This is a genomic window from Intrasporangium chromatireducens Q5-1 (assembly GCF_000576575.1).
GTDB lineage: Bacteria > Actinomycetota > Actinomycetes > Actinomycetales > Dermatophilaceae > Intrasporangium_A > Intrasporangium_A chromatireducens.
The window spans coordinates 1-394 of sequence record NZ_AWQS01000608.1 but is presented as its reverse complement, the minus strand read 5'-3'; the positions used below and the strand labels follow the sequence as shown (position 1 = coordinate 394).

Genomic DNA, 394 nt, shown 5'->3' with positions numbered 1-394 from the left:
CTTGTACAGCTCGGCGTCGAACCCGGGCCGGCGTCCGCCCTTGGAGCCCTTGGCCTTGCGTCGGGCGATCTGGTCGCTGCGCTCGGGGATGGTGTGCTTGATCTTCTTGCCACGCAGGTAGCTTCGGGTGCTCGGGTGGGAGTACGCCTTGTCCGCCAGCAGGCGGAAGTCGAGGCTGGCGCCGACCTCGGCGAAGGCCTCGATCAGTGGCGCGAGCATCGCGTTGTCGCCCGCTTGGCCGGCGGTCAGCAGCGCCAGTACCGGCGTGCAGGTCGGGTCGGCCAGGGCGTGGACCTTCGTGGTCAGGCCGCCGCGGGAGCGGCCGAGGGCATGGTCAGGCGGCTCCCCGGGCACGACCCGACTTTTCTTGTAATTCGATCCTGCCCCCTGTGTC

The 394-nt window shown here is 69.5% G+C and carries 1 protein-coding gene; it reads right to left on the bottom strand.

The genetic code is table 11. The features are described 5' to 3' along the window. A partial coding sequence (locus N864_RS23100) for an IS5/IS1182 family transposase (protein WP_034723177.1) occupies positions 1-394 on the bottom strand: 394 nt, incomplete at both ends.